This is a genomic window from Burkholderia sp. LA-2-3-30-S1-D2 (assembly GCF_001523915.2).
GTDB classification, from domain to species: domain Bacteria; phylum Pseudomonadota; class Gammaproteobacteria; order Burkholderiales; family Burkholderiaceae; genus Burkholderia; species Burkholderia diffusa.
In genome coordinates this window covers 1363519-1388445 of record NZ_CP013383.1, presented here as the reverse complement: position 1 = coordinate 1388445, position 24927 = coordinate 1363519, and the positions used below count along the sequence as shown (strand labels likewise).

Below are 24927 nucleotides of genomic sequence, written 5' to 3'. Positions count from 1 at the left end.
CGATCGGACGATGGTTCGCGCGTCCGATTGGCCAAAGCTCACCATTCAGTGAATGTCCCGATGACGCCGGAATTAAGACGAGTCTTAATCATGGCGGCGCGGATGAATCGCACCGAATACAAGTTGCATGGAGGATGGAGCGTGCTGATGGAGACGAGATGGGCTCCGCAAGAGAGCCAGTCAACAAGTGAGGAGGCCGGCATCGGCGTCGCGGATTTCAGCGAGCTGATGGCGCGCATCTACCAGGGACCGTTGGAAACGCCGCCGTGGGCGGGGGCGCTCGAGCTGGTTCGCCGGTTGCTGCAGGCCAACTACGTGACGCTGATCCTGCGCGCCGCTGCGAGCGACCGCCGCGCGCCGCTGTCCGTGCACGCTTCGGAATACGGCCCGGTCGTGCCGGGTGACGGCGAGGCGTCGTACAACAACTACTACTATTCGCTCGACCCGTTCGTCGGCCTGCCGGCCGATCGCGTGGTCACGGTCGACGACGTGTTCGGCGATACGGGCTGGCTGTCGAGCGAGCTGTACAAGCAGTTCCTGAAGCCGGCGGACGTGCGCTACATCCTCGGCGCGGACCTGCGCACGCCGTCGGGCGTCGAGTGCCGGTTCCGCGTGTGCCGCAACCATGCGTCGAAGCAGTTCTCCGCGCGCGACAAGGCGATCTGCGCGCTGCTGCTGCCGCACCTGAAGCGCGCGGTCGAGCTCCATTCGCGGCTCGACACGGCCGAGGTAGAGCGGTCGATCTACGCGAACGCGATCAACCGGATGCAGATCGGCACGATCACGCTCGACGAGAACGGCACGATCATCGACATGAACAGCGTCGCCGACGAGATCCTGAAGCAGAACAATGGTCTGACGATTGCGCGCGGCACGATCGAGGCGACCGATGCGCAGGAGAACCGCACGCTCAAGCGGCTGATCCGCCACGCGGTGATGGGACATCACGGCACGGCTGCGGCGACCGTCGAGGCGATGCCGATCACGCGCAGTTTCGACAAGCCGCGTCTCGGGCTGCTGGTGCGCACGGTGCTGCTGTCCGACTGGTCGGAGGACAACAAGCGCCGGCCGGCCGTCACGCTGTTTCTGCGCGACCCCGACCGCAAGCCGCAGGGCGCGCAGGAAATCATCCGCAAGCTGTTCGACCTGACGCCGGCCGAGACGTCGCTCGCGCTGCTGCTGACCAACGGGCTGACGCTGGAGGAGGCCGCGGACGAATCGGGAATCAGCAAGAACACGGCGCGCACGCACCTGCGTGCGATCTTCTCGAAGACGGGCGTCACGCGCCAGGCGACGCTCGTGCGGATCCTGCTCGGGAGTGTCGTGCCGCTCGGGTAAGCGGCGCAGTCGATGCGTTGCGCGCGACACGGTGATGGCGACATCATGCAAACGAGGCTCGCACCGCGCGAGCCTCTTCTTCATTCCGTGTCGCCGATCACGAGTATCGGCGGGTCAACGGCCGGCGCGGCGGCCCGCGTTCACGACCCTCGCGTCGAGCGATACGCGCAATCGGCCAATGCCGGCCACGACGCACAGCCGCGCCGGATGAGCCCGATGCCGGTGCGGATCCCGCGTGCGCCGATCGCGAGCGCGGCGAGATCGTCCAGCCTGCCGAAGCCGACCAGCACCGCACTCATCGCGAGCGCCGGGAGCGACGACGACGCGCATCGGTCCGCACCTGCGAGCCGCTTGCCTCGAGCAACGCGGAGCAGGTCTCGCGCCCTTGCGCATCATCCAGTACGACAGCACGGCCTTGCCAGCGAGCGTGACGGTAACCGGCGCGAGCGCGGTCGCACCCGGCCGCACGACGGGCGGCGTATCGAACCGGGTCAGCGCACGTCAGATCATCTGCGCGCCGGTCGCGGCCAGCAACGCGCCGAGGCCCGCGAGCGCGAGCGGCTCGCAGGTCGGGCGACGCTCCGGCGGCAGGCGCGCGTCGAGCAGGCAGGCGACGAGGATCAGCGCGTCGGCTGCAAGATCGATCGCGGTATGCGATCCACTGAGCGGCACCCGTAGCGCGCATCGCTTTCGATCTCGCTGAAAAAAATTACAGCGCGCGTCCATTTGGTAGCGCATTCGGCGGCACCGCATGACGCTATCGAGTCATCGAAGTAGACCGCTCAATGGAGCGCCGAAGCGCGATGAGCGACGCAGCCCGATTGTGAGCGGGAGCGTGCGCATCATCAGCACCAGGTATTCGCCGGCACCGCCCTTCCATTTTTCATCGGTGCACTGGCAAAGCAGGGTGGCCACCTTTCAATCCCGCAAGGTCAACGGTTTTTCGGGATCGTTGCAGCGGCGTCTTGCCGGGCGACCAGGTGAGGGGGAAGGCGAAGTGACCAACTGCGCACCGCGATGCCAAACGCGGACCGCCGACCATTGATCTCAACATTATAGAAATAATGTCAAATTAATCGCGACCGATGATTGGATATCTAACGGTTTACGTTATATTATTCACGAAATTATCGACGCAACCCGCCATGTCCGACCTCGCTGCCGACGAATCCCGCCTGATCGCCGAAATCGACCGCCTGAAGGCCGATTTCCCGAAAACCCGCGAGCTGTATCGCGAGGTCTGCGCATTGATGTTCTTCCGCTTCGGCATCACGCCCACCGCGAACCGCCTATACCAGCTCGTGCGCAAGGGCAGCATGAGCACGCCGACGGCGGTTCTCGGCGAGTTCTGGGCCGAGTTGCGGGAGAAGAGTCGTGTGCGCATCGAGCATCCCGACTTGCCGGCCGACCTGCAGGCTGCGGCCGGCGAGCTCGTCGCCGCGTTGTGGAGTCGCTCGACTGCCGATGCCGCCGCAGCGCTCGATGCACTGCGCGCCGAAGTCGAAGCCGAACGAGCGGCGGCGAAGGCGGAGGTCGCTGCATTGCAAACCGACCTGTCCCGTACCGAAACCGCGCTGGAGCACCGCACGAGCGCGTTGCTGGCGGCCCAGGTGCGCATCCAGGAGCTCGAGCAGGCAAGGGCGGCCGACGAAGCGTCGCACCGCGCGCTGCAGGCGGAAGTCCAACGGCTGAAGTCCGACAATGCAGACGCCGATCGTGCGCTGGCGCAAGCGCGCGCCGATTTCACGTCGCAGCTCGACCGGCTGCGCGACGACGCGGGCCGGGCGGAGGAACGCTTACGAGCATCGGAGAAACGGGCGCTTCAGGAGATCGACCGCGAACGGCTCGCGGCCGCGCGCGTTCAAAAGGAACTCGATGCGGCCGCGACGCGCGCCGAACAGCGCGATACGCAGCACCGCAAGGAGCTCGCGGCGCTGCAGGCGCAATTGGCCGACACGCAGCACCGCTGCGGGGTGCTTGAAGGCCAGCTCGACGGTGCCCGCGCGGCCAATGCCGCGTATGTCGGTGAACTCGATGCATTGCGTGCGGAACGCGCATCACGCGCCCCCGTGCGCAGGGCGCCCGGTCGGCCGGCGGGCGGCAGCCTGCGTGCGGCGAAACCGGTCGCCAGGAAGCGCGCTCCCAAACCCGCGTGACATAGGCGCCACGGTACGGCGATAACGCATCCGCGACGCGGTGCGATTCGGGTAAAGTGCCGCTCAACTCGCCGGCTCGACGTTGCTAGACGACCGGTCTAATCGTTGCTAAGATACGCCATCATGAATGCATCTTCAGGCGCGGAAGTCCGCCAGCACATTCTGAACATCGCGAAGCCGATCATGCTCCACAAGGGGTTCTCGGCGGTCGGTCTGAACGAGATTCTCGCCGCGGCGGGCATCCCGAAGGGCTCGTTTTACCATTACTTCGGCTCGAAGGAGGCGTTCGGCGAGGCGCTGCTCGAATCGTATTTCGAAGGCTATCTCGAGCATCTCGACAACCTGCTCGGCCGTCAGGCCGGCACGGGTGCGCAACGCCTGATGACGTACTGGGGCAACTGGCTGCACACGCAGTGCGCGGACGATCCGGAAGGCAAGTGCCTCGCGGTGAAGCTCGGCGCGGAAGTGTCCGATCTGTCGGAGGCAATGCGCGCGGTGCTGCGGCGCGGCACCGGCCAGATCATCGAGCGGCTCGCGGGCGGGATCGAGGCCGGGCTGGCCGACGGTTCGCTGAGCGGCGTCGACGATCCGGCGCATACGGCCGCGATCCTTTACGAGCTGTGGCTGGGTGCGACGCTGCTGGAGAAGATTCACCGGAACCGCAAACCGCTCGAACGCGCGATGCTCGAAACACGACGGATGCTGAACCTGCCGTCCTTCGAGCCGGACGGAGCGCAGTCGTAACGTGGGCGCGCGCAGGCGCGCCTTGTTTTTTGGATGAATACTAGACGACTGGTCTACTTACACTGAAATCCCGTTGCTTTACCCGTAAGGCTGCGGCTCCGCCGGCCGACTGGCCGGCACGGCCCGCAGCCTCGCATCAAGGTTGTCCAAGTTGATCCGATCGTGCCCGGTGCACGTCCCTTCCTGTTGACGGAGGTTCCCATGCCGCAAAGCAAGGCAGCAAACCGCAGAATCATCCTGAACGCGCGCCCGGTCGGCGCGCCCACCCCGAACGACTTCCGTACCGAGACCCTCGACGTGCCGGCGCCCGGCGCCGGTCAGGTGCTGTTGCGCACGGTCTGGCTGTCGCTCGACCCGTACATGCGCGGCCGGATGAGCGACGCGCCGTCGTATGCACCGCCGGTCCAGCTAGGCGACGTGATGGTCGGCGGCACGGTCAGCCGTGTCGTGGCATCGAACCTGCCCGCGTATCGCGAAGGCGACCTGGTCGTCGCGGGCGGCGGCTGGCAGGACTATTCGCTGTCCGACGGCAGCGACCTCATTGCGCTCGGCCGCGACTTCCCGCATCCGTCGCATGCGCTCGGCGTGCTCGGCATGCCGGGGTTCACCGCGTATACGGGGCTGCTGAAGATCGGCGAGCCGAAGGCGGGCGAAACCGTGGTCGTGGCCGCCGCGAGCGGGGCCGTCGGCGCGGTGGTCGGCCAGATCGCGAAGCTGAAGGGCTGCCGCGTGGTCGGCGTCGCGGGCGGCGCAAACAAGGTCGCGTACGTGAAGGACACGCTCGGCTTCGACGCGTGCGTCGATCACCGCGATCCGCAATTCGCAGAGAAACTGAAGGCCGCCTGCCCGAACGGCATCGACGTCTATTTCGAGAACGTCGGCGGTGCCGTGTTCGACGCGGTGTGGCCGCTGCTCAACGATCATGCGCGTGTGCCGGTGTGCGGAATCATCGCGCATTACAACGACGCGGCGTACGACGACACCGCGGTATCGGGCGGCCGCGACCGCGTGCCGGCGCTGATGGGCACGATCCTGCGCAAGCGCATCCGCATGCAGGGGTTCATCATTCTGGATCACTATGCGACCGGCTATGCGCCGTTCCTGAAGGAGATGAGCGAGTGGGTCGCGCAGGGCAAGGTGAAGACGCTCGAAGATGTGGTCCCCGACCTCGCCGAAGCACCTCAAGCACTGATCGGCTTGCTCGCCGGCAAGAATTTCGGCAAGGTCGTCGTGCGCGTGGGTCCGGACGAACTGGCCTGACACCGGCGCAAGACGACACACGACGATTGCACGCTGGCGTCGCGAGACGCCAGCTTGTGGCATGCTCGATTCCGTTTCGAAAGGAGTGACAAGATGGCGCTTCACGTGATTGCTTCCCTGTTCCTGAAACCCGAACACGCGCAGGCCGCCGAGGCCGAATTGCGCAGCATGGTCGCCAAGACGCGCGTCGAACCGGGCAACCGGCGCTACGACCTGTTCCGCGAGCAGGACGGTTCGCCGAACCTGCACCTGTACGAGATCTACGACGACCAGGCCGCGTTCGACGCGCATCTCGCCAGCCCGCATTTCACCGAATTCCGCGTGAAGTCGGCCGACTGGTTCGCGGCGCCGCCCGTCATCAAGGTGCTGTCGGGCATCGACGTGGCCGAGTGACGGCGCGGCACCGTCGTCGCGGCTCGCTCGAGCCCGGGCCGCGCGGCAACCGTCACGCATGACGCGACGGCAATGACAACGACAACGCGGCGCAGCGGATCGTTCGCGCCGCTTCCCCAATACACCGGCCCCGGAGTCTGAATGGTCACCCTCAATATCAACGGCGAGAACCGCACGGTCGACGCCCCCGACGACATGCCCCTGCTGTGGGTCCTGCGTGACGTCGTGGGCCTGACCGGCACGAAATTCGGCTGCGGGATCGCGCAATGCGGCGCGTGCACCGTCCATCTCGACGGCGTTGCCGCGCGCTCGTGCGTGCTGCCCGTCGCGGCCGTCGCGGGCCGCAGGATCACGACGATCGAAGCCGTCGGCGCGACGCCGGCCGGGCAGAAGGTTCAGGAAGCGTGGCGCGAGCTCGACGTCGTCCAGTGCGGCTACTGCCAGTCCGGGCAGGTGATGGCGGCCACGGCGCTGATCGCGTCGAACCCGAACCCGAGCGACGCCGACATCGACGCGGCAATGGCCGGCAACATCTGCCGCTGCGGCACGTACAACCGGATTCGCGCGGCCGTCAAGCAAGCCGCGAAGGGAGCGTGACATGTCGCGAGGACTGATCGAAGCAGGCAAGGTCGCCGGGCAAGCGGCCGGCGCCGGCATGTCGCGCCGTTCGTTTCTGAAGGCGGGCATGTCGCTCGGCGCGGCGGCGGGCGGCGGCTTGCTGCTCGGTTTCAGCATGCCGGCAGCGGGCGATGACGCACGGCGCTCGGTGATCGGCGGCGACGCGGACGAAAGTGCGCGCGCCGGCGTATTCGCGCCGAACGCGTTCGTGCAGATCGACCGCAGCGGCAAGGTCACGCTGGTGATGCCGAAGGTCGAGATGGGGCAAGGCGTCTACACGGCGCTGCCGATGCTGATCGCCGAGGAACTCGAAGTGCCGCTGTCGAACGTCACGCTCGACCATGCGCCGCCCAACGAGAAGCTGTTCCTCGATCCGCTGCTCGGCGGCCAGTTGACGGGCGGCTCGACGTCGGTGCGCTACGCGTGGGAACCGCTGCGCCGTGCGGGTGCGACCGCGCGCACGCTGCTGGTTTCCGCGGCGGCGAAGCAATGGAGCGTCGATCCGGCCACCTGCCGGGCGGAAAACGGCGAAGTGCGGCACCTCCCGAGCGGCCGGCGCGCATCGTACGGCCAGCTCGCGGACGCCGCGGCGAAGCTGCCGGTGCCGAAGGACGTCGCGCTGAAGCAGCCGGCCGATTTCAAACTGATCGGCAAGCCGGTGAAGCGGCTCGATTCGCCGGAGAAGGTCGACGGCACCGCGCAGTTCGGGCTCGACGTGCGTCTGCCCGGCATGCTGTACGCGGTGATCGTGAACAGCCCGGTGTTCGGCGGCACGGTCGCGAGCGTCGACGATACGGCCGCGAAGAAGATTCCGGGCGTGCGTCAGGTCGTGCGCGCGGACAACGCGGTCGCGGTGGTCGGCGATCACACGTGGGCCGCGAAGCGCGGCGCGTCGGCGCTCGTCGTGAAGTGGAACGAAGGCGCGGGCGCGAAGGTGTCGACCAAGGACATCGTCGCCGATCTCGCGCAGGCCGCCGCGAACGGGAAGGGCGCGGTCGCGCGCAAGGACGGCGACGTCGGCAAGGCGTTCGCGAATGCGAAGACCCGCATCGACGCCGTCTACGAACAGCCGCTCCTTGCGCACGCAACGATGGAGCCGGTGAACTGCACGGTGCACGTGCGCGGCGACGGCTGCGAGATCTGGGTCGGCACGCAGGTGCCGACGCGCGCGGTCGACACCGTGCAGCGGCTCACGAGCTTTCCGCCGGAGAAAATCGTCGTGCACAACCACCTGCTCGGCGGCGGTTTCGGCCGACGACTCGAAACGGACATGATCGGCCAGGCCGTGAAGATCGCCAAACAGGTCAACGCGCCGGTGAAGGTCGTCTGGACCCGCGAGGAAGACATCCAGCACGACATGTATCGGCCGTACTACTACGACCGGATTTCGGCCGGCCTCGACGCGAACGGCAAGCCGGTCGCGTGGCAGCACCGGATCGTCGGTTCGTCGATCCTCGCGCGCTTCGCACCGCCGGCGTTCAAGGACGGCGTCGATCCCGACGCGGTCGAAGTCGCGACCGACCTGCCGTACGACCTGCCGAACCAGTTGATCGATTACGTGCGGCAGGAGCCGCGTCACGTGCCGACCGCATTCTGGCGCGGCGTCGGCCCGACGCGCAGCACCTTCGTCGTCGAGAGCTTTATCGACGAACTGGCCGCGCAGACCAAGACCGATCCCGTGCAATATCGCCGCGCGCTGCTCGGCAAGACGCCGCGCGCGCTGAACGTGCTCGACGTCGCGACGAAGGCGGCGGGATGGGGCGCGCCGCTGCCGAAGGGGCAAGGGCGCGGCGTATCGGTGATGCACGCGTTCGGCAGCTTCTTCTCGATCGTCATCGATGTCGCGGTGGAGGGCGGCGAAGTGCAGGTCAAGCGTGCCGTGTGCGCGGTCGACTGCGGGATGGCCGTGAATCCGGACACGATCGACGCGCAGGTGCAGGGCGGCATCATCTTCGGGATCACGGGCGCGCTGTACGGCGAGATCACGATCGAGGATGGCCGCGTCGTGCAGAGCAACTTCACCGACTACCGGATGATGCGCATCAACGAGACGCCGCCGATCGAGGTGCATCTCGTGAAGAGCGCCGAGGCGCCGGGCGGAATCGGCGAACCGGGCACCGCTGCGACCGCGGCGGCGCTGTCCAACGCGATCTTCGCGGCGACCGGCACGCGGCTGCGCAAGCTCCCGGTCGGCAGCCAGCTGAAGACGGCCTGAGGGGAGAGAACGAACATGCGAAACCTCACCCCGAACAGTCTGAATCGCGCCGCTCGCACGCTTGGTGCATCGTTGATCGCGCTGTCCGCGCTGATGGCCGGCACGGCGGCGCATGCCGCGCAAACGGCGCCCGCCGACGGCGCGCTGCTCGCACGCGGTGCGTATCTCGCGAAGGCCGGCGATTGCGTGGCATGCCACACCGCGCCGCGCGGCGCGCCGTTCGCCGGCGGCCTGAAGATGATCACGCCGATGGGCGCGATCTACACGACCAACATCACGCCCGACCCGGACACGGGCATCGGCGGCTATACGGAGGCCGAGTTCGCGGGCGCGCTGCGCTCGGGTGTCGCGAAGGATGGCCATCACCTGTATCCGGCGATGCCGTATCCGTCGTACGCAAAGCTGCGCGACGACGACGTGAAGGCGCTTTACGCGTACTTCATCCATGGCGTCGAGCCGGTGAAGCAGGCGAACCGTGCGTCCGACATTCCGTGGCCGCTCAACATGCGCTGGCCGCTGGCGCTGTGGAACGCGGTGTTCCTCGACACGACGCCATATACCGACAAGCCGGCGAAGGATGCGATGTGGAACCGCGGTGCGTACCTCGTGCAGGGGCTCGGGCATTGCGGGTCGTGCCATACGCCGCGCGGCGTCGGCTTCCAGGAGAAGGCGCTGGACGAAAGCGGCTCGGCGTTCCTGTCGGGCGCGCCGATCGACAACTGGTTCGCGTCGAACCTGACCGGCGAGCACAATACCGGGCTCGGCCGATGGAGCGATGCGGATGTCGTGCAATTCCTGAAGACCGGCGCGAACCAGCATGCGACCGCGTTCGGCTCGATGGTCAGCGTGATCAACCACAGCACGCAGGAACTGAACGACGACGATCTCGCGGCGATGTCCCGCTATTTGAAATCGCTGCCGGCGGCGGGGGGCACGGGCGCGCCGCCTTACCGTTATGATCCGAAGCCGACGCAGGTCGCGTTGGGCCGGCCGGCGAACGATCCGGGCGCAAAGGTGTATAACGCTTACTGCCTGAATTGCCATGGCGCGGACGGTCGCGGCTACGCGCCGCTGCTCGCACCGCTGGCGGGCAACCCGAACGTGCTCGAGACCGATGCATCGTCGCTGATCAACGTGACGTTGAACGGCAGCGAGTCGCTCGTGATCGGCGGCGTGCCGTCCGCGTATCCGATGCCGGCGTTCGCGAATCAGCTGAACGACCAGCAGATCGCCGACGTGCTGACGTTCATGCGCGCCGGCTGGAACAATGGCGCGCCGGCCGTGCAGGCGGCGGACGTCGCGAAACTCCGCAAGGCGACGGCGACGGCGGCTGCGCGCTGAGCGCGGCCGTGCGTGGCGGATGACGACGGGCGTGCGCGTCGTCGAACGTTGCCGGGTGCAGGGCGCCCGGCAACGCAGTGCTTTCTGTCAACCGGCGCGCGGCCGTTCGCGGTAGCGCGCGTTTTATCGAACGCAAAACTGGGGTGTCTGGATGGCTAACGTGACTTATACGGATACACAACTGCTGATCGACGGCGAGTGGGTCGACGCCGCGAGCGGCAAGACGATCGATGTCGTGAACCCGGCGACGGGCAAGACGATCGGCAAGGTGGCCCACGCGGGCATCGCCGATCTCGACCGCGCGCTGGCCGCGGCGCAGCGCGGTTTCGAAGCATGGCGCAAGGTGCCCGCGCACGAGCGCGCGGCGACGATGCGCAAGGCGGCCGCGCTGGTGCGCGAGCGCGCCGACACGATCGCGCAGCTGATGACGCAGGAGCAGGGCAAGCCGCTGACGGAAGCGCGCGTCGAAGTGCTGTCGGCAGCCGACATCATCGAATGGTTCGCGGATGAAGGCCGCCGCGTGTACGGCCGGATCGTCCCGCCGCGCAATCTCGGCGCGCAGCAGACCGTCGTGAAGGAGCCGGTCGGTCCGGTCGCGGCGTTCACGCCGTGGAATTTCCCGGTCAACCAGGTCGTGCGCAAGCTGAGCGCCGCGCTCGCGACCGGCTGCTCGTTCCTCGTGAAGGCGCCGGAAGAAACGCCGGCGTCGCCGGCCGCGCTGCTGCGCGCGTTCGTCGACGCGGGCGTGCCGGCCGGTGTGATCGGTCTCGTGTACGGCGATCCCGCCGAAATCTCGTCTTACCTGATTCCGCACCCGGTGATCCGCAAGGTGACGTTCACGGGCTCGACGCCGGTCGGCAAGCAGCTCGCGGCGCTCGCGGGCCAGCACATGAAGCGCGCGACGATGGAACTGGGCGGCCACGCGCCGGTGATCGTCGCCGAGGACGCGGATGTCGCGCTGGCGGTGAAGGCCGCCGGTGGCGCGAAGTTCCGCAACGCCGGCCAGGTGTGCATTTCGCCGACGCGTTTCCTCGTGCACAACAGCATTCGCGACGAATTCACGCGCGCGCTGGTCCAGCATGCGCAGGGGCTGAAGGTCGGCGACGGCCTCGAGGAAAGCACGACGCTCGGCGCGCTGGCGAACCCGCGCCGGCTGACCGCGATGGCGTCGGTCGTCGAGAACGCGCGCAAGGTCGGCGCGAGCATCGAGACCGGCGGCGAACGGATCGGCTCGGAAGGCAACTTCTTCGCGCCGACCGTGATCGCGAACGTGCCGCTCGAAGCGGACGTGTTCAACAACGAGCCGTTCGGCCCGGTCGCGGCGATCCGCGGTTTCGACAAGCTCGAGGACGCGATCGCCGAAGCGAACCGTCTGCCGTTCGGGCTGGCCGGCTATGCGTTCACGCGTTCGTTCGCGAACGTGCACCTGCTGACGCAGCGCCTGGAAGTCGGGATGCTGTGGATCAACCAGCCCGCGACGCCGTGGCCGGAAATGCCGTTCGGCGGCGTGAAGGATTCGGGCTACGGGTCGGAAGGCGGGCCGGAAGCGCTGGAACCGTACCTCGTCACGAAGTCGGTGACGGTGATGGCGGTCTGACGACCATTCGAGCGCGAGCGTGCCGCCGTTTGCGCGGTGAGCACGCGGCGTAGCGTTGCCGAAGGCCGGGCGTTTTGCCCGGCCTTGTTATTTCTGCGTCGTCGGTCGTCACGCAATAGCTGAACGCGAGCAGCTTGTGAGCGGCGATCAGCGTCCTGGGGAGGCTGGGAGGCGAGTTGGGTGGCCAAGCAGGTATGGCTTTTCGTCGTTGTCGTTATTTTACATAACGTGAATTATCAACATGCCTGGTACATTTGGAGGTGTTGCGTTCTGAGCCGCGGATCGGCTACTTCAGCGCAACACTGGGCTCCGTAGACGGTACCTATCGGCGTTGCGCCAAAACTTCCTGCCGGCGTATGGCAGTGTTGTCGTCAGAGTCATGACGCCCAGACAGTTCTGCCTTCATGCTGGTTGGAGTCTTGACGCAATGTGTGTTATCGATTGCCCCAGCGGTTAGAAGCCATGCGTAGCAGCGCTGCATTGGCAGCACGTAAATCGAACAATTCCGCGTCGAATCCGGGGCCGATAGAGGTGGCCTCGCTCGTTCGGACAGTTTTCTGAGAGTTTTAAGTGGACCGTCCAGGGCGATCATGCTGCCGATTTGATCGCAGGCAGCGTCGCGAAGTATGCCTCATCGGGCGTCTGATCCGCCAGGCTCGAATGAGGCCGTTTGCGGTTGTACAGCTCAATGTATTGGCCAATGGAGCGCCGGGCATGGCTTACCGACTCGTAGGCTCGCAAATAAATTTCTTCGTACTTGATGCTGCGCCACACGCGCTCGACGAACACGTTGTCGCGCCAAGCACCTTTGCCGTCCATCGACAGTCGAATGCCTCGGCCCAGCACCGCCTCGGTGAATGTTCCCGCCGTGAACTGGCTGCCCTGATCGGTGTTCACGATGTCGGGGTGCCCATGGCGGGCGAACGCTTCTTCCAGCGCTTCAACGGCATGCACGGCCTCCAGCGTGATCGCCACGCGGTGCGCGAGGATCTTGCGACTGGCCCAGTCCACCACCGCCGTCAGATACACGAAGCCTCGCGCCATGGGAACGTAGGTCGTGTCGAGTGCCCAAACCTGGTTGGCCCGCTCGATCTTCATGCCGCTCAGCAGATACGGCCAGACCTTGTGCTGCGCGTTGCGCCGACTCGTGTTCGGCTTGCAGTACAGCGCCTCCACGCCCATGCGCTTCATTTGCGTGCGTACGCGGCGCCGGCCGACCTCGTAGCCTTCCCGGCGCAGCAAGCGCGCCAGCATCCGGGCACCGGCAAACGGGAACTCCAGATGCAGTTCGTCGATCCGGCGCATCAGCCGTTGATCGACTTCGCCCACAGGCCGCGCCCGGTAATACGCGCTCGATCTCGCGATACCAACCAGCCGGACTTGCTGCGAAACCGGCAACGCATGGCCACGGTCAATCATCGCTTTGCGCTCAGCAATCCCGCCTTGGTGAGCGCGCCGCTTAAAAAATCATTTTCCAGGCTGAGTTGGCCGATCTTGGCGTGCAGGGTCTTCACGTCTACCGGTGGCTCGCTAGACACCGGGCCAGCCGCACCGAACACGTCGGCCGCGCGCTCCTGCAACTGCCGTTTCCATTCTGTGATCTGGTTCGGATGCACATCGAACTGCTGCGCCAGTTCGGCCAGCGTGCGCTCGCCCTTGACAGCCGCCAGGGCCACTTTCGCTTTGAACGCCGCTGAGTGCGTGCGTCGGGTTCGTTTCGTCATTTCCTCGGTTCCTTTGCCTGCATTATCGCTGGCTCAGGCCCCGGCCGTTCCACTTATCCCGCTGTCCGATTTTGCGCGGCCACCTCTGATCCAGTTTCGGTAACGCTCTGCCGTTTCACTGTTGGGGTCGTTCAAGAGCGTATTCAGGAACGCTTCGTAGCCCGTTGGGCCGCCCACGTCCTCCGGCGGACAAGCACGAGCGCCGTCAATGACTTGGGCCTCTCCCCACGGTTCGCTCTCGACCGTTTCTATCTTCTCGACGACGACGGTGTGATTCCAGCCGTCTCCAAAGTCGTATCGGTACACGAAGCGCGAACCTGGCTTCAGGACTGTCTGCAGACGAATCTTCCGGTCATCGGCAGTCGTGTCCGGGTCGGCGAAGTCCGCCACGTCATCAACCTCGAACATGGCGTAGGTCATGCCGTCGATCACGAAGTCGTGCAGATGGGTGTCGTCCCATCCGAAAGCTGCCTGCAGAATGTGATGCAGCTTGCGCAGAGATTCGGATCCTTCGACCTCGATCTGACGCCAGATCGGCGGATCGATATGCTGAAGCGTCACATTGATGGTGAGACGCTGGAACGATTTTGGCATTTGATCTCCGGAGAACGGGAATCTGCACTATTATCGCCCTAGGATGATTCCCCGGGATCTACTTGGAAGCGCGAATCGAAAATCGCTTCCGGTCAGCTTGATATGCGAAATCGATTAATTCGTTAGATTCTCTTATGTAAAACTTAACTAATCGCCCGATGGGGCACCCCCTTGGCGCGGCCTCTCTGAGTCAATCCTCACTGCCGACAAGACGTTCTAAATCAGATTCCACCAAAATCAAGGGTAGGCCCTCAGGGGCAAGGCCGTTCAGGCTTGCCGGACCGATCAGAATATATTTCGCGGCAGCACGTGCACCGTGCCGAATCAGCCCCGGCAAACAGATAGTTCCACCGTCTGATAGCGCCGCCCCGAAAGTCGGTGTGACTTCCGACCGCCGACGGCCCAGCACACCATTCCGCCGCCCCTTGCGCGCGGCTAGCATATGCGCGGTAACTGCTCCACCGTCAGCATGTCCAGTGCACGCGCGCCGCCTATCGTCCCAAGTTCAACAGTGCCCGGTCGGGTTGAGGTTTCGACGGCACCGATGATGGCAGCATCGCCACAGAATCGGCGCAGGATGGCGACGACCCGCTCCGCGCAGGCGGGCGCTACCAGCGCGACGAACCGCCCTTCGTTCGCCACATAAAGCGGATCGAGCCCGAGGATCTCGCAGGCGCCGCGTACCGGATCCGAAACGGGAATGGCCGCTTCATCGAGCCGAATCGTTACCCTGCCCGCCGAGGCGATTTCGATCAATGCGGTCGCGAGTCCGCCTCGGGTCAGGTCGCGCATGCAATGCAATTCGCTTCCTGCGTCGATCAGCGCACGCACGCTGGCCACCAGTGGTGCACAGTCACTGGTAATCGCGGTTTCGAATCCGAGCCCTTCCCGTACCGCCATGATGGCGATGCCGTGCCTGCCAATGTCGCCGCTCAGCACCACGGCATCCCCCGCCCTGACCTGCCTGGGCGAAACCGGAGAACTCGCCAGAACGAGTCCGACGCCAGACGTGTTGATATAGAGGCCGTCGCACTTGCCGCGCTCGACCACCTTCGTATCACCGGTCACGATGCGCACGCCTGCCGCCCGCGCCGCGTCGCGCATGGACATCACCACGCGGTCCAGATCGTCGATCGGCAAACCTTCCTCGAGTACCAGCCCGACGCTTAGATAGCGCGGTTCGGCGCCGCACATGGCCAGATCGTTCACCGTCCCGTTGACGGCAAGCGAACCGATGTCACCGCCGGGAAAGAACAGCGGCTGCACCACATAGGAATCGGTCGTGAAGGCAAGCTGCGCGCCGCCGATATCGAGCACGGCCCCGTCATGCGTGAGATCTTCCGGCGCCTCGGCGAAGGCAGGCCGAAAAAGATCATCGATGAGCCGTTGGGTCAGCAGGCCGCCACCACCATGGGCGAGTTCAATGGTGTCGCCGCCCGCCGCCGGTAGCGGACAGTTCGCGACGAAGCGTGGCGTGTAGCTCATAGGCTCTCCTTGCGCTCGAGTGCACCAGCCGCATCGGCGAACAGCGGCCTGCGATATCGAAAGTAGGCGGCGCACGCGCCTTCGGACGACACCATGGTCGCGCCCAGCGGATGCTCCGGTGTGCACCGCGTGCCGAAAGCCGGGCACTCCCCAGGCTTCTTCAACCCCCGCATGACCTCACCACTGATGCATTCGCTGCAACGTTCAGGCGGCACGGCAACATCCGGAAAGCGCCGCAGCGCATCGTAGTGCGCGTACGCGGGCGCGAGACCCAAGCCGCTGCGAGCGATTTCGCCGATACCGCGCCACCGCTGTGACTGAACAGCAAACACGCGGCCAAGCACGTCCTGCGCGTGACGGTTGCCGTTGCGCTGCACGCTGCGCAGATACTGGTTTTCAACCTCGGCACGGCCCTCTTCCAGTTGCCGGATGCACAGGTAGAGGCCCTGCACCAGATCGACGGGTTCGAAGCCGGTCACGACGATCGGAATGCCGAAGCGGCGCGCGATCGGCTCGTATTCCCAGTAGCCCATCACCGTGCAGACATGGCCTGCGGCCAGGAAACCTTGCACGCTATTGCCGGGGTCGCTCAGCAACGCCTCGATCGCGGGCGGCACGAGAACGTGGGACACTAGCAGCGAAAAATTCGCGAGCCCCTCGCGCTCCGCCTGCAACACAGCCATGGCGGTGGCAGGGGCAGTAGTTTCGAAACCGATTGCGAAGAAGACGACCTCGCGATCCGGTCTGTCACGCGCAATTGTCAACGCATCGAGCGGCGAATAGACCATGCGGATGTCAGCGCCGCGTGCCTTTGCCGCGAGCAGACTGCCCGCTTCGCCGGGCACCCGCAGCATGTCGCCAAACGAGCAAAAGATCACGGCGGGTCGGCTTGCAATGGTAATCGCAGCGTCGATGATTCCGGCGGGAGTCACACACACCGGGCAGCCAGGCCCATGTAGAAGGCTCACGCCTGAAGGCAACATCTGGTCGATGCCGTGCCGCACGATCGAATGTGTCTGTCCACCGCAGATTTCCATAATGGTCCACGGCCGTGTCGTGATGCGCGCAATTGCGGCCGCATAACGACGGGCTGCGGCCGGGTCGCGAAATTCGTCGATATATTTCATTCGAAATCCTCCGGCGCGAATCTAGCGAGGTAGACAAGCGTCTCCCGAGCCTGCACCTCGTCTATCACGGCGATGGCGAAGCCCGCGTGGACGAGCACATAATCGCCAGGCTTCGCTTCGGGGACATAGGCAAGGCAGGCCGCCTTGACGATGCCGGCAAAGGCGACCCGTCCTTGCCGCAACAGCGGATCATCTCCTTCGATGCTCAGAACCTGTCCCGGAACGGCAAGGCACATCAGATCTTCTCCCCGGTCAGCGGCTGGGCGGCGAAAGCGGCCTGTCCTACGGCAATGCCTCCGTCATTCGGCGGAATGCGACGATGCCAGTAAGGATCGAAGCCCGCCTCGCGTAGCCGCTCAACCGCCCGCTCGACGAGTCGCGCATTCTGAAAGCAACCGCCACTGAGCAGGACCCGCTCGAATCCGACGCGCGTCGCGACGTCGACGATGGCCTCGACCAGGCTGTCATGAAACGCCGCTGCCAGTGACGGTGTCACGACGCCGTTGCGACACCCGGCCACGATATCGGCCAGCACCGGCCGCCAGTCGAGTACGAGCTTGCCGGCATGCTCCGACAGGCGCGGCGGTGCCAGCGCCGCAGCGGTCACCGCCCGCTGGGCGGCGAATTCGACTGCCATCGCGGCTTCGCCTTCGAAGCTGGCTATCTGAACGAGATCCAGCAGTGCAGCAACCGCATCGAAGAGCCGACCAGCGCTCGATGTCAGAGGCGCATTGACGCCGCGGCGCAGCATGATGCCGAGAGTCTGTCGCTCTCGCGCGTCAAAGGCGGCGACGGGCTTCTGGTCCGTCATCGCCAGTGCGGCATCGCCAAAGGTCGCGTAGAGTGCGCCGAGCGCAGCACGGCGCGGCTCGCGCATGGCGGACTCCCCGCCGGCCAACCGAAACGGCAGCAGATGCGCAATCCGGCGAAATCGGTTCGCTTCGACGGTCAGGAACTCACCGCCCCAGATCGAGCCGTCATTGCCATAGCCGGCGCCGTCCCATGCTACGCCGAGCACGGGACCTCTGAGATCGTTGTCGACCATCCCTGCAAGTACGTGCGCAAGATGATGTGGTACGCGTCGCACCGGCAGTCCGGATGCATCCGCAACGCGGGTGCTGTAATAGTCCGGATGGAGGTCGCAAGCGACATGCAGGGGGCGCACGCCGTACAGCGCCGTCATGGAATCGACGGCTTGCGCAAAAGCCTCACGTGTTGCGGGTGCGGCGAGGTCGCCGATATGAGGGCCGAGGATGATCTGTCCATCGGCGGCGATCGCGATCGTGTTCTTCTGGTGCGCGCCGACCGCGAGCCCCGGCTCTGTGGCGGTCGGACAGGCGAACACCAGGGGAGCGTAGCCTCGCGCGCACCTGAGCACAGCCTCACGCCCCGCCATCACCCTCACAATGGAGTCGTCCACCGGACGCAGGATCGGGCGATCGTGCACGAGGAAGAAATCGGCAATGCCCGCAAGCCGTTCGAGTGCCTCTTGCTCGTCGGTCACGATCGGCTCGCCGCCCCGGTTGCCGCTGGTCGCCACGACGGGAAAGCCAAGTTCGAGCATCAGCAACTCGTGCAGCGGCGTACAGGGCAGCATGATTCCGAGCAGCGGGTTGGCCGGCGCAACGCCCGGCGTAACCACGGACACCCCCGTTCGCGACTTCGCCAGAACGATCGGCGCTGCGGCCGAGCATAGGAGCCGTTGCTCGACCTCTGAGAGGTCCGCGACTGTCAACGCGTCGGCTACTGTCCTAACCATGATGGCGAAAGGCTTGGCCGGACGTGCCTTGCGTTCCCGCAGACGGCGCACCGCAGTATCGCTGCGGGCATCGACGATCAGTTGGAAACCACCCAGACCTTTGAGTGCCACGATCAGGCCCTTGCGCACGGCGTCGCCCGCAAGACGCAGGGCTTGATGCCGCTCCGCCAGCACGGTTCCCGCCGTATCCCATAGCGAGAGTCGCGGCCCACACTCGGGGCATGCGTTTGTTTCGGCATGAAAACGGCGCGCCCCCGGTTCGTCGTACTCCTTGCGACACGCTGCACACATCGGAAAGTGGCGCATGGCGGTGCGTAAGCGATCGTACGGCAGAGCCTCGATCAGACTGTAGCGCGGTCCACAGCGCACGCAGGTCGTAAACGGATACAGGTGGCGACGATCATTCGGGTCGCTAATTTCGCCGAGACACTCCGGACAGACGGCAAGATCGGGCAATACCATGACCGAGCGTCGGCTGCCGGCCGCACTTCGGGCAATCAGGAAGCCTTGCTTCCCCTGGACCGGAAGTCGACGGCTTTGCCGCTGATGAATGGCTGCCGGCGGCGCTATTTCCGCGTCGAGCCTCGCCAGAAAGCGCTCGATCGCCTGCGGGGAGCCCTCAACTTCGATCGACACGCCCTCACCCGTGTTGCGTACAAAGCCACCCAGCCCCTCGCTGACGGCAAGCCGATGAACGAAGGGCCGAAATCCCACCCCCTGTACCGCGCCGGTGACATCCAGTTGCAGCCGCAGCGACCCCGCGCCTGCTGTATCGGTGCATGTCGTACCCATCGCGTTTCAGCCCTCCCCGTCCGGGACGTCGAACTCCATGGCCGTCATCATCACGTCCTGTGCATGCGGATGATGAAGATCCTGCGACACCTCGATACGCAGCGTGGCGCCCTCGGCCAACGTGCCGCACGCTTCGTCGACGAAATGCTCGCGGAAATGTTCCGGCGAAAACTGGCACAGCGCGCCAAGCCAGACCTCGACCCCGTTGATCCGCACAGCGCCGTTTTCTTGCGCCGCCGTCTCCAGCCGGTGCACCAGGTTTCGTACGATGCCTGTCTCATGCATGAGGTTCGATCTCCGTAACGGTCCGCCTGAGCCGCTCCACCTCGGCCACTACACGCCCGGCCACTTCATCGGCAGCGGCCGCAACTTCCGGCGTGATCGGCGCCCCTCGGTCGAAACAGGCGCCTTCGATCGCATAGACGACCATCTCGCGTGGCGCAAGCCCGAGCGCGCGGGCAAGTTCGATTGCCTCGGCCACGCCGAAGGCATGGCTCGACGTAAACGACATCTCCCGTACCAATTGCTCCGAGGCGAGGTCGATGCGGTGAACACGACCCGGTAGCGTCGCAGGTGCGGCAGCGTCCACGCACACCAGCGCGTCGAATCCGGCCCAGTCCTCGATCAGCGACAGCACGTCGCCGGTGCGTACGACGAGCGATACATCGGCCGGCAGTTGTCCGGCGATACTGCGCACGACACGCGCGCCGACGCCGTCATCGCCTCGATCGGGGTTTCCCATGCCAACCACCAGGACCCTGCGTGGCGCGCCGCACGGCTTAAGGGTACGGGTCATGTCCGGTGTACCGAGAGTTTGAGGAAGTGAGCGGAACACGAGATGCAGGGGTCGTAATTGCGGATGCTCCGTTCGCATCGATCCCGCAGCACGTCGTCAGGTTGATCCAGTGCGGCTGTCGCGACAGCCATCAGGTCCGCCTCGATACTCGGCTGGTTTTGCGAGGTCGGCGGCACTATACGCGCGTCCACGATCGCCCCGTCTGCATCGACGCGATATCGATGCCAGCAGATACCACGAGGAGCCTCGGTACAGCCGAAGCCCGTGCCCGCGCGCGGTTCGACGGGCACGGCCGCGAGCTCCGGCACCTCATAGGTCGCGATCAGTCTCAGCGCCTCTTCGCACGCGTAGACCAGTTCGAGCGACCGCACGACGATGCTCCGGAACGGGTTTCTGCAGACCGGGCCAAGTCCGGCTTCACGGGCCAGCGCTTGCACCTGGTGGGGAAAACGATCGAAATTGATGGCGTAGCGGGCGAGCGGCCCGACCAGATACGCGCCGCGCTGCTTCACCGCGGCATGCAGTGCAGTCGAGTGGGCAACGTGGCGCTCCTCGAATTCAGTCTCAAAGTCGGCTATGTCGATATCGATGCCACGGGTGGAGACGAGCCGCCCCTCGTTGAATGGATATTCGTCTGCGTGCCGCAGCGCCACGAACTCGTAGTCGCGCTCGAATTCCGGAAAGTCGAAGCCCGCCACCCAACGGACCAGATCCACCGCATGGTCGCGGGCACGCTGGAGGCTTTCGGTGACCGGCGTGAGTTCGTCGTGGCCCGGTACGCGGTAGAATCCGCCCACCTTCACGTTGACGGGATGAATCTCGCGCCCGCCCAGCAGGCGCATCAACTCGTTGCCGGCTTTCTTCAGGGCAAGGCCCCGGCGGACCGCATCGCCGTGCTCGCGGGCCATCTGGATCGCATCCGGGAAACCGAGGAAGTCTGGTGCATGCAGCATTACGACGTGCAGCGCATGGCTCTCGATCCATTCGCCGCAGTAGATCAGGCGGCGCAACGCGCGTAGCTGTCCATCGACCTTGATGCCGAAGGCGGTTTCGAGCGCGTGGACCGCACTCATCTGATAGGCGATCGGGCAGATCCCGCAGATGCGGGCCACAATGTCGGGGGTTTCGCCGAAACCCCGTCCTCGCAGGAGCGCCTCAAACAGGCGCGGCGGTTCGAAGATGTTGAGCTGCGCCGATGTCACCTGCCCATCCTTGAGATGCAGATCGAGTGCACCCTCCCCCTCGACGCGGGTGAGATAGTCAACCCGGATCGTCTTTGTCGCCATGGGCCTCGCTCTCTTTCAGAAACTCAGGTGCCGTCGCGTTGAAGGTGCGTAACGCACGCCGGATATCCAGTGGTCTCGCACCGAGCGCCTGCCATTCGCGTGTCAGCGCTGCCATGTTCGGCGTCTCCATCGGACCGTAGCAGCCGTAACAGCCACGTTGGAAAGCCGGACAGATCGCGCCGCACCCGGCATGCGTCACCGGCCCGAGGCAGGGCGTGCCCTGCACCATCACGCACACCGTGCCGCGCTGCTTGCATTCGACGCAGACACTGTGACTCGCGATCGCCGGCTTGCGGCCGGTGAGGAAGGCCGAGATGACCTCGATGAGTTGCATCTTGTTGATCGGGCAGCCACGCAGCTCGTAGTCGACAGGAACATGCGCGGATATCGGTGTCGAGGTGGCAAGCGTCTTGATGTATTCGGGCGATGCGTACACCGCAGCCACGAACTCGCGCACGTCGGCAAAATTGCGCAACGCCTGGATTCCGCCGGCTGTCGCACAGGCGCCGATCGTAACGAGATGTTTCGACTGGCGCCGCACCGACTGAATGCGCTCGGCGTCATGCGGTGTGGTGATCGAGCCCTCAACCAGCGAGAGATCGTATGGGCCGGCCCCGATAGCGCTGGACGCTTCAGGGAAATTGGCGATCTCAATGGCGTCGGCAAGCGCGAGCAGTTCGTCTTCGCAATCGAGCAAGGAGAGCTGGCATCCGTCGCAGGATGCGAACTTCCAGACAGCAAGCCGTGGCCGCTTGCGCGGGTTGGTTGCAGGTGCGCCCATCTCAGATCTCCGGGACCGCGAAGATGCCGGCAATCGTATCGAAACGCATCACTGGCCCGTCCTTGCAGATGAATGCAGGGCCGAACTGACAGTGGCCGCACAGGCCGATCGCGCATTTCATGTTGCGCTCCATCGACAGATAGATTCGCTCGGGCGAAACGCCGGCATCGTGCAGCGTATTGACCGTGAAACGCATCATGAGTTCGGGTCCGCAGAGCAGCGCGACAGTCTCGCGCGGATCGAAGGTCGCACGCGCAACGAGCGCTGGCACGACGCCAACGTGGCCGTGCCAGTCCGCGTCGGCGTGATCGACGGTGACTTCGATCTGAACGTCAAGTCGCTGTCGCCACTGTTCCAGTTCTCGACGGTAGAGTAATTCCCTCGGAGTGCGGCTTCCGAACAGGATTACGACGCGTCCATAACGGCCCCGGTTGGCCAGCACGTCGTAGATCGCGGGGCGCAGCGGCGCGAGGCCAAGGCCGCCAGCGACGATGACGATGTCCGAGCCCTCCGCGGCGGCGACCGGCCAGCCCGTTCCAAACGGGCCGCGCAGCCCGATTGTCGCGCCCGCTTCCAGCCTCGCGAGCGCCGCGCTGACAGCGCCGACATTGCGAACAGTATGCACAAAAGAGTGTCCATCGCTCCGGTCGCCGCTTATGCTGATCGCCGCTTCGCCAATACCAAACACGTAGAGCATGTTGAACTGCCCCGGCTCAAAAGCAGGTCGCTCTCCGGCGAGCGGTACAAACTCCAGCGTTGTCGTGTCGGCGAGTTCGCGCCGCGTCCGCGCGATGCGATACAGCTGTGGGACGAACGGATCCGGAGCCCGGGCGGCAGTCATCTCAGCGTTTCCCGTAAACATCGAGCAGTTGCAGCCTCGTTGCGTCCAGCCGTTTCACGAAGATCGGCAGAAAGCGCTTCATCAACGCGTAACCCAGATCGTGGTCGGCATCGCACTTGTCGCGCAGGCACCTGGCATCCATGCCGATCGCACGCGTGAGTTCGGCGGCCCGTGCATCGAAAGTCCAGCGATAGGGCGGAACCAGCCACGACGCGCCCACGATCTCGCCGGCGCCGAGTGTCGCGACCACGATGGGCGCCTGCCCGGGCGCGACGATTTCGAGCGCGACCTTGCCGTGCCGGATCAGGAAGAACTCATTGGCGGGCTGGCCTTCCCTGAACAGATAATGCCCCGCATCGAAGCGGTGGTTTTTGGCACAGCCTGAGATCAACCGGCTATGCGCGGTATCGAAACCCGCAAAGAAGGGGTGTTCGCCCAGAATATGCTCAAGCCCCTCCATGTTCATTCTCCCTTGCTGTGGTACGGGTCGCGCGAATGGCGGCGGCTTCCTCCGTGATGTCGATACCGACCGGGCACCAGGTGATACAGCGTCCGCACCCGACACAGCCGGATGTTCCAAACTGGTCGATCCAGCTCGCGAGCTTGTGGGTCATCCACTGGCGGTAGCGCGAGCGGGCGGTCTTCCGGACGCTGCCGCCGTGGATGTAGGAGAAGTCCATCGTGAAACAGGAGTCCCATTTGCGAACGCGCCCGGCAGACTGTCCGGCCAGATCGCTGTGATCCTCGATCGTCGTACAGAAGCAGGTCGGGCAGACCATCGTGCAGTTGCCGCAGCTCAGGCACCGATCTGCCACCTCGTCCCAACGCGGATGGTTCGGGTTGCGTTGCAGCAACTCCTTGATTCCGTCGGTCTCCAGGGAGCGTCCCATCTGGGCCGCCGTATGCGTAACAACCGCCTCGGCCACCGTACAGTGTGCGTCCGACGCAGGTCGATGAGGAATCTGCGAAAGAACTTCCGCGCCGTTTGGGGTGCCGACCTCGACCAGGAATTCATGGGTGCTTTCGTGAAGCAACTCGGTCAGCGCCAGGTCGAACCCGGACTCCGCCCGCGGGCCTGTCTGCATCGAAACGCAGAAGCAGGTTCCAGCGGCCTGTGCGCAGTTCACCGCAACGATGAACGCGTCGTGACGACGAATGCTGTAAACCGGATCCGGATACGGCCCCTCGCAAAAGACCCGGTCCTGGATCGCGATGGCATGGATCTCACAAGAGCGCACGCCAATGAACGCGAACTTCGGGGAAGGCTCGTCTGCTGTGGTGATCGTGAGCCCATCGTCTCCGGTTCGCGCCTCCCAGAGCGTCTGGACGGGCGGATGCAAAAAGCGCTTCCATGAATGCGGCCCAACGGCGAAACCAAACAGGGCAGCATCATTGCGACGCTCCAGGTGATAACGCCCCGCTTCCTGGTGATCGGTCCAGCCTATAGGTAAATCGGGTACGCTCGAGACCCTGTCGTAAACAATAGCGCCATCCCGCACCGTTGGCCCCATCACCAGATACCGGTTGGCGACAAGAACATCGATGAGAGACTGGAGGGCCTCACGGGTGATGACCGCCTTGTCGCCCTTCGACAGCGGATGCTCTACCATCGCAGCTCCTTCCAAACTGGACTGTGACCGTGCCGATTGTTTGACTTTAACAAGGCTAGAGCGCGTCAGCTGTAACGGTACGCACAGTCACCGTTTCATCGGCATCATCGCTGCCCATGCTCTTGAACCCTGGGTCGTGGCGCATCTGCGTGACGCACCCGCAGCAACAGGCTGTTCGCGGCGGTCCTGTTCCCCGAAAGTATAAGTTCCCGCTGAGGGTCACGTTACAACAGATTGTTGTGCGCCAATGCCGACATTCTCAGCCGATCCGGGCGTGATCGAATGACACCTTCCGCGGGCACCATAGCCTGCGCGCGGCCAGCAAACCGGCGACGAACGCGGTGCGCCAGGCATTCTGGACAATCGCCAGGGCAACACGTCCGATGCGCCCCCAGGAAGCCAAACAAGCCAATTGGTACGCAGTGCCACCGACTTCGATTGAAGCCACGGGGCTGCCCACGCGTGGGTTT

Annotated in this window: 23 protein-coding genes and 2 pseudogenes; 9 read left to right on the top strand and 16 right to left on the bottom strand. The window is 65.0% G+C overall.

Features of this window, described 5'->3' with window-relative positions:
• Positions 1 to 147 precede the first annotated feature (147 nt).
• Positions 148 to 1338: a helix-turn-helix transcriptional regulator gene (locus tag WS66_RS06430; protein ID WP_059599475.1), complete on the top strand. Its 1191-nt coding sequence runs from the start codon at positions 148 to 150 to the stop codon at positions 1336 to 1338.
• A gap of 140 nt (positions 1339 to 1478) precedes the next feature.
• On the opposite strand, the pseudogene WS66_RS06425 reads toward WS66_RS06430, so the two are convergent.
• Both WS66_RS06425 and WS66_RS33570 read right to left on the bottom strand, forming a co-directional pair.
• Positions 1479 to 2010 (bottom strand): annotated as a pseudogene (locus WS66_RS06425) (cation transporter).
• A 93-nt stretch (positions 2011 to 2103) separates the two neighbouring features.
• Entirely contained in the window at positions 2104 to 2253 is a 150-nt protein-coding gene (locus WS66_RS33570; protein WP_159086523.1) for a hypothetical protein, read from the bottom strand.
• Between the two features lie 230 nt (positions 2254 to 2483).
• Here WS66_RS33570 and WS66_RS06420 point away from each other — a divergent pair, with 230 nt between their 5' ends.
• The 8 genes from WS66_RS06420 (at position 2484) to WS66_RS06385 (ending at position 11662) form a co-directional block, all read left to right on the top strand.
• Complete coding sequence (locus WS66_RS06420; RefSeq protein ID WP_059599457.1) at positions 2484 to 3494, top strand: DNA-binding protein; 1011 nt, start codon at positions 2484 to 2486, stop codon at positions 3492 to 3494.
• A 123-nt stretch (positions 3495 to 3617) separates the two neighbouring features.
• On the top strand, positions 3618 to 4238 hold the full coding sequence (locus tag WS66_RS06415) for a TetR/AcrR family transcriptional regulator (RefSeq protein ID WP_059599458.1): 621 nt from the start codon (positions 3618 to 3620) through the stop codon (positions 4236 to 4238).
• 201 nt (positions 4239 to 4439) lie between these two features.
• On the top strand, positions 4440 to 5498 hold the full coding sequence (locus tag WS66_RS06410; RefSeq protein ID WP_059599459.1) for an NADP-dependent oxidoreductase: 1059 nt from the start codon (positions 4440 to 4442) through the stop codon (positions 5496 to 5498).
• 93 nt (positions 5499 to 5591) lie between these two features.
• Positions 5592 to 5891: a putative quinol monooxygenase gene (locus tag WS66_RS06405; RefSeq protein ID WP_044843118.1), complete on the top strand. Its 300-nt coding sequence runs from the start codon at positions 5592 to 5594 to the stop codon at positions 5889 to 5891.
• 141 nt (positions 5892 to 6032) lie between these two features.
• Positions 6033 to 6488 carry a (2Fe-2S)-binding protein gene (locus WS66_RS06400; protein ID WP_059525474.1) on the top strand — a complete coding sequence of 152 codons (456 nt, stop codon included), beginning with the start codon at positions 6033 to 6035 and terminating at the stop codon, positions 6486 to 6488.
• 1 nt (position 6489) lies between these two features.
• Entirely contained in the window at positions 6490 to 8724 is a 2235-nt protein-coding gene (locus WS66_RS06395) for a xanthine dehydrogenase family protein molybdopterin-binding subunit (RefSeq protein WP_059599460.1), read from the top strand.
• A 15-nt stretch (positions 8725 to 8739) separates the two neighbouring features.
• A complete protein-coding gene (locus tag WS66_RS06390) occupies positions 8740 to 10065 on the top strand; it encodes a c-type cytochrome (protein WP_059599461.1) in 1326 nt (441 codons plus the stop codon).
• Positions 10066 to 10216: 151 nt separating this feature from the next.
• Positions 10217 to 11662, top strand: coding sequence for an NAD-dependent succinate-semialdehyde dehydrogenase (locus WS66_RS06385; RefSeq protein WP_059599462.1), 1446 nt, complete (start codon positions 10217 to 10219; stop codon positions 11660 to 11662).
• A gap of 434 nt (positions 11663 to 12096) precedes the next feature.
• On the opposite strand, the pseudogene WS66_RS06380 reads toward WS66_RS06385, so the two are convergent.
• From WS66_RS06380 to WS66_RS06315, 14 genes and pseudogenes are all read right to left on the bottom strand, one after another.
• Positions 12097 to 12189: pseudogene (locus WS66_RS06380) on the bottom strand (plasmid pRiA4b ORF-3 family protein); the annotation flags it as partial.
• A gap of 61 nt (positions 12190 to 12250) precedes the next feature.
• A protein-coding gene (locus tag WS66_RS06375) for an IS3 family transposase (RefSeq protein WP_442859285.1) occupies positions 12251 to 13386 on the bottom strand; the annotation gives its coding sequence in 2 pieces (ribosomal slippage) (positions 12251 to 13122 and positions 13122 to 13386; 1137 coding nt in all).
• A 33-nt stretch (positions 13387 to 13419) separates the two neighbouring features.
• Complete coding sequence (locus WS66_RS06370; protein WP_059599366.1) at positions 13420 to 13980, bottom strand: plasmid pRiA4b ORF-3 family protein; 561 nt, start codon at positions 13978 to 13980, stop codon at positions 13420 to 13422.
• Positions 13981 to 14415: 435 nt separating this feature from the next.
• A complete protein-coding gene (gene hypE, locus WS66_RS06365) occupies positions 14416 to 15465 on the bottom strand; it encodes a hydrogenase expression/formation protein HypE (RefSeq protein WP_059599365.1) in 1050 nt (349 codons plus the stop codon).
• The gene (gene hypD / locus WS66_RS06360; protein ID WP_059599364.1) at positions 15462 to 16592 is read right to left on the bottom strand and encodes a hydrogenase formation protein HypD; all 1131 of its coding nucleotides are present in this window, start codon (positions 16590 to 16592) and stop codon (positions 15462 to 15464) included. The genes hypE and hypD overlap by 4 nt, the downstream gene beginning before the upstream one ends.
• Positions 16589 to 16828: a HypC/HybG/HupF family hydrogenase formation chaperone gene (locus tag WS66_RS06355; RefSeq protein ID WP_059599363.1), complete on the bottom strand. Its 240-nt coding sequence runs from the start codon at positions 16826 to 16828 to the stop codon at positions 16589 to 16591. Before WS66_RS06355 ends, hypD begins: the two co-directional genes overlap by 4 nt.
• On the bottom strand, positions 16828 to 19143 hold the full coding sequence (gene hypF / locus WS66_RS06350; protein WP_059599362.1) for a carbamoyltransferase HypF: 2316 nt from the start codon (positions 19141 to 19143) through the stop codon (positions 16828 to 16830). Before hypF ends, WS66_RS06355 begins: the two co-directional genes overlap by 1 nt.
• Positions 19144 to 19149: 6 nt before the next feature.
• Positions 19150 to 19428 carry a hydrogenase maturation nickel metallochaperone HypA gene (locus tag WS66_RS06345; protein ID WP_059599361.1) on the bottom strand — a complete coding sequence of 93 codons (279 nt, stop codon included), beginning with the start codon at positions 19426 to 19428 and terminating at the stop codon, positions 19150 to 19152.
• A complete protein-coding gene (locus WS66_RS06340) occupies positions 19421 to 19885 on the bottom strand; it encodes a hydrogenase maturation protease (protein WP_236872875.1) in 465 nt (154 codons plus the stop codon). The genes WS66_RS06345 and WS66_RS06340 overlap by 8 nt, the downstream gene beginning before the upstream one ends.
• A 50-nt stretch (positions 19886 to 19935) precedes the next feature.
• The gene (locus WS66_RS06335; protein WP_059599359.1) at positions 19936 to 21225 is read right to left on the bottom strand and encodes a Ni/Fe hydrogenase subunit alpha; all 1290 of its coding nucleotides are present in this window, start codon (positions 21223 to 21225) and stop codon (positions 19936 to 19938) included.
• Positions 21200 to 22006, bottom strand: coding sequence for an oxidoreductase (locus WS66_RS06330; protein WP_059599358.1), 807 nt, complete (start codon positions 22004 to 22006; stop codon positions 21200 to 21202). Before WS66_RS06330 ends, WS66_RS06335 begins: the two co-directional genes overlap by 26 nt.
• 1 nt (position 22007) lies before the next feature.
• A complete protein-coding gene (locus WS66_RS06325) occupies positions 22008 to 22847 on the bottom strand; it encodes an FAD/NAD(P)-binding protein (RefSeq protein WP_236872874.1) in 840 nt (279 codons plus the stop codon).
• 1 nt (position 22848) lies between these two features.
• The gene (locus tag WS66_RS06320) at positions 22849 to 23307 is read right to left on the bottom strand and encodes a cyclic nucleotide-binding domain-containing protein (RefSeq protein ID WP_059599356.1); all 459 of its coding nucleotides are present in this window, start codon (positions 23305 to 23307) and stop codon (positions 22849 to 22851) included.
• Complete coding sequence (locus WS66_RS06315) at positions 23294 to 24457, bottom strand: 4Fe-4S dicluster domain-containing protein (RefSeq protein WP_059599355.1); 1164 nt, start codon at positions 24455 to 24457, stop codon at positions 23294 to 23296. The genes WS66_RS06320 and WS66_RS06315 overlap by 14 nt, the downstream gene beginning before the upstream one ends.
• Between the last annotated feature and the right edge of the window lie 470 nt (positions 24458 to 24927).

Bases quoted from the DNA above. Each gene is read 5' to 3' on its own strand.
- WS66_RS06430 (WP_059599475.1), top strand. From the start codon at position 148: ATGGAGACGAGATGGGCTCCGCAAGAGAGCCAGTCAACAAGTGAGGAG.
- WS66_RS06420 (WP_059599457.1), top strand. From the start codon at position 2,484: ATGTCCGACCTCGCTGCCGACGAATCCCGCCTGATCGCCGAAATCGAC.
- WS66_RS06415 (WP_059599458.1), top strand. From the start codon at position 3,618: ATGAATGCATCTTCAGGCGCGGAAGTCCGCCAGCACATTCTGAACATC.
- WS66_RS06410 (WP_059599459.1), top strand. From the start codon at position 4,440: ATGCCGCAAAGCAAGGCAGCAAACCGCAGAATCATCCTGAACGCGCGC.
- WS66_RS06405 (WP_044843118.1), top strand. From the start codon at position 5,592: ATGGCGCTTCACGTGATTGCTTCCCTGTTCCTGAAACCCGAACACGCG.
- WS66_RS06400 (WP_059525474.1), top strand. From the start codon at position 6,033: ATGGTCACCCTCAATATCAACGGCGAGAACCGCACGGTCGACGCCCCC.
- WS66_RS06395 (WP_059599460.1), top strand. From the start codon at position 6,490: ATGTCGCGAGGACTGATCGAAGCAGGCAAGGTCGCCGGGCAAGCGGCC.
- WS66_RS06390 (WP_059599461.1), top strand. From the start codon at position 8,740: ATGCGAAACCTCACCCCGAACAGTCTGAATCGCGCCGCTCGCACGCTT.
- WS66_RS06385 (WP_059599462.1), top strand. From the start codon at position 10,217: ATGGCTAACGTGACTTATACGGATACACAACTGCTGATCGACGGCGAG.
- WS66_RS06370 (WP_059599366.1), bottom strand. From the start codon at position 13,980: ATGCCAAAATCGTTCCAGCGTCTCACCATCAATGTGACGCTTCAGCAT.
- hypE (WP_059599365.1), bottom strand. From the start codon at position 15,465: ATGAGCTACACGCCACGCTTCGTCGCGAACTGTCCGCTACCGGCGGCG.
- hypD (WP_059599364.1), bottom strand. From the start codon at position 16,592: ATGAAATATATCGACGAATTTCGCGACCCGGCCGCAGCCCGTCGTTAT.
- WS66_RS06355 (WP_059599363.1), bottom strand. From the start codon at position 16,828: ATGTGCCTTGCCGTTCCGGGACAGGTTCTGAGCATCGAAGGAGATGAT.
- hypF (WP_059599362.1), bottom strand. From the start codon at position 19,143: ATGGGTACGACATGCACCGATACAGCAGGCGCGGGGTCGCTGCGGCTG.
- WS66_RS06345 (WP_059599361.1), bottom strand. From the start codon at position 19,428: ATGCATGAGACAGGCATCGTACGAAACCTGGTGCACCGGCTGGAGACG.
- WS66_RS06340 (WP_236872875.1), bottom strand. From the start codon at position 19,885: ATGGGAAACCCCGATCGAGGCGATGACGGCGTCGGCGCGCGTGTCGTG.
- WS66_RS06335 (WP_059599359.1), bottom strand. From the start codon at position 21,225: ATGGCGACAAAGACGATCCGGGTTGACTATCTCACCCGCGTCGAGGGG.
- WS66_RS06330 (WP_059599358.1), bottom strand. From the start codon at position 22,006: ATGGGCGCACCTGCAACCAACCCGCGCAAGCGGCCACGGCTTGCTGTC.
- WS66_RS06325 (WP_236872874.1), bottom strand. From the start codon at position 22,847: ATGACTGCCGCCCGGGCTCCGGATCCGTTCGTCCCACAGCTGTATCGC.
- WS66_RS06320 (WP_059599356.1), bottom strand. From the start codon at position 23,307: ATGGAGGGGCTTGAGCATATTCTGGGCGAACACCCCTTCTTTGCGGGT.
- WS66_RS06315 (WP_059599355.1), bottom strand. From the start codon at position 24,457: ATGGTAGAGCATCCGCTGTCGAAGGGCGACAAGGCGGTCATCACCCGT.